The following is a 6994-nucleotide window of genomic DNA, read 5'->3' on the forward strand; positions in this document are numbered from 1 at the left end:
GTACTTCAAACCGCTGGAGGGTTACTCATGAGACGTAACTATTTAAGCTTACCTTTAATGGCAGCATTTATGTTGCAAACAATGGCTTGCGGTAAAGACACTGAAGAAGAAGCGCAAGGCCCAGCACTACCACCTGCAGACAGCATGGAATTGCAAGCTTTTACTGCCGGTGATCAAAGTACTGCGTTAACCATACCGACAGGCACAAAAGTTAATGCTGGAGCTGCCGCTCTTTCTGTTGGCTTAGTTACCTTAGCTATAAACATTGTCCTGATTATCCCCAAAGCTATTTTTGCAGGTGTATTAACCGAAAAACCTAAATATAACGGTGAAGAATGGATATGGAAACATACGTATCCATTACTAGCTTATGATGCTGAGCTACATGGATCAGTAAAAGATAAATTAGAATTAAGTATGCATATGACAGGCCTTAAAGACCAAAACGATTACATCCAAGATTATGTTTGGTATACTGGCAGTCATGGACTTACTAGTGGTACTTGGCAGTTTTATGATCCAGGTACTGAATCAGAGCCTGGGCCAACTGTACCGGTATTGACTATCGATTGGTCACGCGTAAGCGCCACCGAAAAGAAATTAATATTTACCAATACCCGCCCAGATGTGCCTGAAAAAGGCGATACCATCACTTACGAATTAGATGGTAATATCGCCAGCATGGAAATTGTTGATAAGATTGATAATCAAGATGCGACCACAACTTTTACAGTAGTTTGGAGTGTCGCCGATGGTTCGGGTAAAATTGAGAAAAACGATGAAACGTTATGTTGGGATACTTTAGAAAACGACCAAGTTGATATCATATGTCCTGATGACGATTGGCCTGTTCCTTAGAGCAGTTTCCTCTTGAATTGATCTACTGCGACACGAAATACCTGCCTCCATCTGGCGGCCTCGTCGTTTCGCTGCTCGAAATAGGTCCACTATTACTGCGCTGCTCACTCCTCAGGCGCCATCTTCGGCTACGGTCTGTCATGTCTCGCTACGCTCACTTCAAAAGGAAACTGCTCTAATTTCGTTTAATTATTACGTATTTTCAGCGATTATTGGTTTGTTCATTAAAGTTTATCGCGATTATCTCGGTTTAATAAAATTAGTAAAGTACGCACTTTCTTGCTGGGCCGGCACTTGCCATGTTAACACCTTTTTTGGCAGATGATTACGTTTAGCTAACTTAAACGAGCATAATTTGGCATTATGACCAAAAGGTTTGGTAGGACATCATTTTATTTTCTTCCCTGCCAAATTGGCATGGTGTCTATAATTGTAATATTAGTGGCATTTGTTGCGCCTTTATTAATAACAATGACAGCTAAAGTAAGTTTTGCGCAGGCAGGTATTCCTTATTTAGTAAAACCTAAAAAAGAATCTCCTGATATATCCTCTCAACAAAAACCATCAGTAATACCTGCACCAAATAATATAACAGATGATACGATCGAAGCTCCGTCTCATATATTGCCACCAGCAAAAACTAATAAAACTTTAACTCCAGAGCCTAATCAAGGTAAATCACCATCATTTTTTGCAGATTTATGGTCACGCAGACGCGCTGCGTTGTCGCGTGGTGACTACCGAGAAGCTACTAGAATTCTTGTCTCAATTATTAACGCTAAGAATGCCTCAGGATGGCCTGATTTTTTTACTTATGGTATTGCCTTGGTTCAAGAAGCTAAGCGATCACTTGCAAGCGGTCAGCCAAACAAGGCTATTAATATAGCTAAAGGAGCAACTTTATTAGCTCCACATTTACCAGCAACTCATTTCATTTACGGCCAGGCTGCTTGGGCATCCTCTGAAGGTAGTTTTACTGATGTTATCACATCTTATTTGCAAGGCTTATATATCACTATTAGTGAACCGCCACTGATACGCATACATTTAGGCAATTTCTTTTTATCTTTATCTACTGCAATACTTTTAGTCGCTGGCGTACTGACAATAATTTCTTTATATCGATATAGCCGTCTGTTTTTTCATGACCTACAGCACATTTTACCGCGCTCGGCCTTTAGGATCCATAGAGTATTATTAGGCTTATTATTATTGCTTGCACCAATATTGCTTAGGCTAGGGATATTATGGGTAATAGTTATTTGGTTGTCGTTATTTTCAATTTACTATGAAGTACGTGAACGCGTTGGTGTCGTAGTACTTTTAGCAGCTATAGCTGGTGTAGCCTTTTTATTGCCTTGGCTTATTTCGCATTTAAATTATGCCGACTCTCGTTCACAAGATGTGTATTTAACTGTACGTGATATAGGTGCAGAGGCTGCAGCCAACCGGGTTCGATTGCTAAAAAATGTTGGTCCTGATGAACTTTACGCATTAGGTTTGCGTGCGAAATGGTCTGGAGAAATAGCTGAAGCATGTGGTTGGTTAGATCGTGCAGCTACAGCCATAGCAGATGAAGATTTATGGGTCACTACCGGAAATGCACGGTGCTTATCTGGTGATCGGCAAGGAGCGATTGTCGCTTATAAAAAGGCGTTGCAGTTAAACTCTGAAAATCTTGCAGCATGGTTTAACCTTTCGAGAGTTTATTATGCCATGACTGAGCATCAAAAGGCTGGCGAAGCGCAGCGGCAAGCCATGTCTCTTGATCTTGAGCGTGTCGAAAAATTGGCTGATCAAGCAAAAAGAGCCAGTGGAATATTTTTAGTTGAAGCAAATGTGCCAAGGCGATTGCTGGCTATGTCTTTTGAAAGCGGACCAGAGCATTATCAGGCGGTTGCGCAGATATGGCAGTATCTTGGAGGGAAAACTAAACGTTTGGCGTTTGGCGTAGCCGCATTAGCCGGATGTTGTATCGTTCTTATTTTAGGTATAATGAGACAAATATTGCGTCCTGCCAAGTTGTGTCCACGTTGTGGGATGGCTGCCTGTCATCATTGTCATCATGAATTACCTGATCAAAGGCAATGTGGGCAATGTTATTATGTATTTGTGGCGCTTGAACATGTTGATCCTCGTCAGTGCATTCGCAAAGAAATTCAAGTACATCGTTATCGAGATAGGCAAACACGCATCAGGCAGTTTTTATCAGTTTTATTGGCTGGTTGCGGTCAAATACTGCGCGGGGCATTTCCTTTTGGCATTGCTCTTATGGTTGGTTATTTAACTTTTGCTATTTTATTATTGCAGGCATTTGGATTTTTACCGACCATAGTAACCGCAGATGGCGGCCCGTATTGGTTTTGGATTGGTTTAGCATTATTAGCAATGATAGCTATTTATGTATTTGCCCTAATTGATGGTCTCAGAGAGGACCGTTAGCTAAATGGCCCTACGAGGAACATTAAAAGATTTTGGCATTGCTGATATTCTGCAACTCATCGGGCATCAAGCTAAAAGTGGGGTACTTTGTTTACGAAACGGTAACCAGCGCGTAGATATTGTTTTTAGCGGTGGAGGTGTAGTGCGTGCTGAATCGGCAACTCGCGACCGCCGTGATTTATTGGGTCGTATGCTCGTACGTGCAGAGGTTTTAAGCGATGAGCAAGTTACGCGTGCTTTAGAATTACAAAAGCGCACTCTCAAGCGTTTAGGCCAAATATTAGTTGAAAGCGGTGTGGTTGATCGCAAAACGCTTGCTACATTTACGCGACTGCAAACTACTGAGACAATCTATCGTCTATTTTTTTGGACTAATGGCTCTTATGAGTTTAGCCAAAAAGAAATAAATGTTGAGCAAGAATTTGAACCACTAAGAAGCGAAAATATTCTTATGGAGGGTTTTCGTCAGCTTGATGAGTGGCCACATATTCGTCGACGGGTTACGGGATATGGAGTTACTTTTGAACGAGTAAAAGAACTCGACCCATTAGTGCCGGCAACACCGATGGGTAGTGATGAGTTAGATCTTGATAGTGTCTTTGTTGATGGTTTCACTGAGCAAAGTTTGGAAGGAAGTTTAAAAAATATCGGGCAAAATGAACGTTTAGTATTTCAATTGATATCTCCTGAACGCGACGTTCAAAAGATTATCGACCTTTCTCGTCTCGGCGAGTTTGATACTTGTAAGGCACTTGAGCGATTAATTGATGCTGGTTTTTTAGCTGCATCATCTTCAGAACATACGCGAGCGCCTAGCGGTGAAGCCACTGTTGGAGGGATAAGCGCCCCATCGTCAGCTCATCTGTTTACCGCTATCGCAAGAGTGATAGGTGTGTTTGGTTTGTCTGCTGGATTAGTAGTATTTTTATATTCAGTAGATACAAAATGGCTTGATTTTGTTAGACCACGTCAGCCATGGGGGTATAAAGACGTTAGTTTACAGACGCAAATTGATAAAAATCAAAGGCAAAAGGTCGAACGAGCTCTTGAAGTATATAAAGCAATGAACGGCAATTACCCTAAAAATCTTAACGAGTTAGTAAAGACGGATTTGATAACTGACCAAGATCTTCATTTTCCTTGGCAAAAAATTTATAGCTATCAACGAGTCGGAAAACAATATATGCTATTGAGACCACTTTTTTAAGGTATGGTAAGATAATTTTTAAGTATATATTTGTAGATATCAAGCAAGTTGTGCTTTTTAACAACAATGTTACTGGGTAGTTATTTTTTTGTGAGAAGGAGTTATTCATTATGCAACGCTACAAATTGGTTTTTGGCTTTGCTTTATCAATTCTCACTACCTGCGCAGAAACAGAAACAGAAGAAGCAGCCAATACCTGCTCGCATGACTACGATTGTGCTGTAAATTATGTATGCGATCACAATACTGACCCAGCAGTATGTAAGAAAGTTGACGCCACAACTATTCGTACTTTTGGCGAAGTCGATCTCGATTTTACTGATGAAGATGCGGTCTATTTGCTATCCGTAGTTGCAATTCCAGATGGTGCCGAAGCCATTTCGAGTTCATACATTCCCTTTAGCCTTAAGGGTGCCGGCGGTGATCAAAGCGCTTTGAAAATATCTCCATTATCTTCACCTATAAATTCAAAACTTAGTCCGGCTATGTATAAGCGTTTTGCTTTAGATAAAATGCGTCATGCCCGAACCATGCAAATAGCGCGCAATTATGTAAGTGGTGTTTATACGGCTCCTAAGAAAGCCAGTGTATCTAGTTGTTCAGAAGATTGTGGTACCGATAAAATGTGCTGGAAGGGTGAATGCACTGCAGCGCCACATGTAAACTTTTTAAATGCAAACACTCCAATTACTTGTAGCTTAGCCGAAGTAGTTACAGCAGGAAAAACTAAGATAAATGTTGTTGTGGATAGCGCTCTGACCACAGGCCAACAAAGTGATGCAGTAGCAGCGGTTAAAGAGTTTGCAAAAACTTTAACAAATGAATTATCTTTGCTCGGTCGCGCTAATGGGCACGTAGATCCACTTGATCGTGATGGCGATGGCCGCTTTACCGTAGTCTTTACTAATCGAACAACTTCAACTGTTACCATGGATATGGTCGGCTTTTTCAATCCTGACGACTTTTTAGATGCTGAACTCGACGATGCCACAGGTAATGCCGCTGACATTCTTTGGGCCAGAGCTACAGACGAGATCACCCCAGAACTGATAGCTGGCACCTTAACTCATGAGTATCAACATTTAGTTAATTTTGCCGTGCGCGTACAAGGACGTGGCGATAAGGCGCAACCAGAAGCTCTTTGGCTTGATGAAGGTTTAGCACATCTTATGGAAGATTTAAATGGCTGGGGCGCATCAAATATTGGCACGGTGGCTTTAGCTTTATCCGGCTGGAATGCTGGTTCTTTAGCTTTAAGTGGCAGTTTATTAAAAACCGCCAATGCTGATCAACAACAACGCGGTAAGGCTTTCTTATTGCTTCGCCATTTGCGAGACCGTCGTGGTTCTAATTCGTTTATTGCTGACTTGTTAAATGAAGATGCAGCCGGGTTAGAGCATAACATGTTTGCCAAAGGCGCGATTGTGCAAATGCTGCAACAATTGCAGTTGGCAGTTTATGCCACCGGTAATGAAGATATTTCGCTTGATACTGCTCATGCCTATGATTTTGCTAAAACCTCAACTTCAAGTGACACTTCCCAAAAAATGGGTATTAACACTCATGATACCTATACTGACGCTCGCGGCGAAGACGTAACATTAGAGGGTCCCGAAGACATTATTGAAGTCGACGTTAGCGATGATACTGAGTCTTTGACTTCAGCCGAAATCATACCATCCGGGACTTTATTGTTTTTAGTTACCGGAGGGACAGAAGCAATCAATCTGCAGGGCACAGCTACTGCCGATGCTGATTTGCATGTGAGTGTTACGAGAGTACAATGATTCTAGCTCTTGTGATCGCCACGTGTTTAGGCGCTGATGATCAAAGCCCAACCACTGATGATAACCATAGTGTTATCGGCACTATACAAGTCGGTCGTGGTCTTACCAAACCATCAGTGCGCATAAAGCTAACAGAAGATGGTACATCTTTACGGCTTAGCGGAGAGGTGGTAAGCGAGTTAGCTCGTTTGCAGTCAACCAAAGTTGAGCTTTTAGGGCAAAGAGAGCCAAAAAGATTTGTGGTAGCTGGCTATCGTATTTTGTCTCTACCCTCAGGAAAACGGCCATTAGCAGTTGGCGTATTAGTTGAATTAAAACCAGTTAGTCTTTTAGGTATTCAAGTTGATGCTGGGCCACCTTTACCATTAAATGCGCATCCAAAAATTCGGCAACAACTTGTTGAAATGGTAGGAGCCAAGCTTTGGGTATTAGGCAGTAAGTTACTCTCTGGTGAAATTCAAGTTACGCAATTTGGTGTACTGCGCGAGCGCCAAAAACACAAAGTTGAAAAAACACAAAGTACCTCAACCAATGAATAATTCTCCATGAATACAGGCAATTAGAGAAACCAGTGAATCTTTTAGTTATTTATGGTTAACTAGGGGGTGTCCCTAAATGTTGGACCGAGAGATTCACAAAAGCCGCGTGACGAGGGCCGCGCGCGCAAAAAAATCATGCCGAGGCTTGCTGGTGGCAAGTC

The 6994-nt window shown here is 41.9% G+C and carries 6 protein-coding genes; 5 read left to right on the forward strand and 1 reads right to left on the reverse strand.

The annotated features are described in order from the left end of the window. The first annotated feature begins 27 nt into the window (after positions 1 to 27). Positions 28 to 858, forward strand: coding sequence for a hypothetical protein (locus JW841_13195; GenBank protein ID MBN1961895.1), 831 nt, complete (start codon positions 28 to 30; stop codon positions 856 to 858). A gap of 392 nt (positions 859 to 1250) precedes the next feature. Here JW841_13195 and JW841_13200 read toward each other — a convergent pair whose 3' ends face one another. Further along, a complete protein-coding gene (locus tag JW841_13200; protein ID MBN1961896.1) occupies positions 1251 to 1364 on the reverse strand; it encodes a hypothetical protein in 114 nt (37 codons plus the stop codon). Between JW841_13200 and JW841_13205 the strand changes: the two genes are divergently transcribed. The 4 genes from JW841_13205 (at position 1330) to JW841_13220 (ending at position 6833) form a co-directional block, all read left to right on the forward strand. After that, a complete protein-coding gene (locus JW841_13205) occupies positions 1330 to 3300 on the forward strand; it encodes a tetratricopeptide repeat protein (GenBank protein ID MBN1961897.1) in 1971 nt (656 codons plus the stop codon). The genes JW841_13200 and JW841_13205 overlap by 35 nt on opposite strands. Before the next feature lie 4 nt (positions 3301 to 3304). Continuing rightward, on the forward strand, positions 3305 to 4507 hold the full coding sequence (locus tag JW841_13210; GenBank protein MBN1961898.1) for a DUF4388 domain-containing protein: 1203 nt from the start codon (positions 3305 to 3307) through the stop codon (positions 4505 to 4507). A 110-nt stretch (positions 4508 to 4617) separates the two neighbouring features. Next, positions 4618 to 6294 (forward strand): hypothetical protein, encoded by a 1677-nt coding sequence (locus JW841_13215; GenBank protein ID MBN1961899.1) that lies wholly within the window; start codon positions 4618 to 4620, stop codon positions 6292 to 6294. Next, positions 6291 to 6833, forward strand: a complete 543-nt coding sequence (locus JW841_13220) for a hypothetical protein (protein ID MBN1961900.1) — start codon at positions 6291 to 6293, stop codon at positions 6831 to 6833. The genes JW841_13215 and JW841_13220 overlap by 4 nt, the downstream gene beginning before the upstream one ends. Positions 6834 to 6994 lie beyond the last annotated feature (161 nt).

Source organism: Deltaproteobacteria bacterium (assembly GCA_016931625.1).
In the GTDB taxonomy this organism is placed as follows: Bacteria; Myxococcota; XYA12-FULL-58-9; order XYA12-FULL-58-9; family JAFGEK01; genus JAFGEK01.

Excerpts from the sequence above, each read along its gene's own strand:
- JW841_13220 (MBN1961900.1), top strand. The coding sequence starts at position 6,291 with ATGATTCTAGCTCTTGTGATCGCCACGTGTTTAGGCGCTGATGATCAA.
- JW841_13210 (MBN1961898.1), top strand. The coding sequence starts at position 3,305 with ATGGCCCTACGAGGAACATTAAAAGATTTTGGCATTGCTGATATTCTG.
- JW841_13205 (MBN1961897.1), top strand. The coding sequence starts at position 1,330 with ATGACAGCTAAAGTAAGTTTTGCGCAGGCAGGTATTCCTTATTTAGTA.
- JW841_13195 (MBN1961895.1), top strand. The coding sequence starts at position 28 with ATGAGACGTAACTATTTAAGCTTACCTTTAATGGCAGCATTTATGTTG.
- JW841_13215 (MBN1961899.1), top strand. The coding sequence starts at position 4,618 with ATGCAACGCTACAAATTGGTTTTTGGCTTTGCTTTATCAATTCTCACT.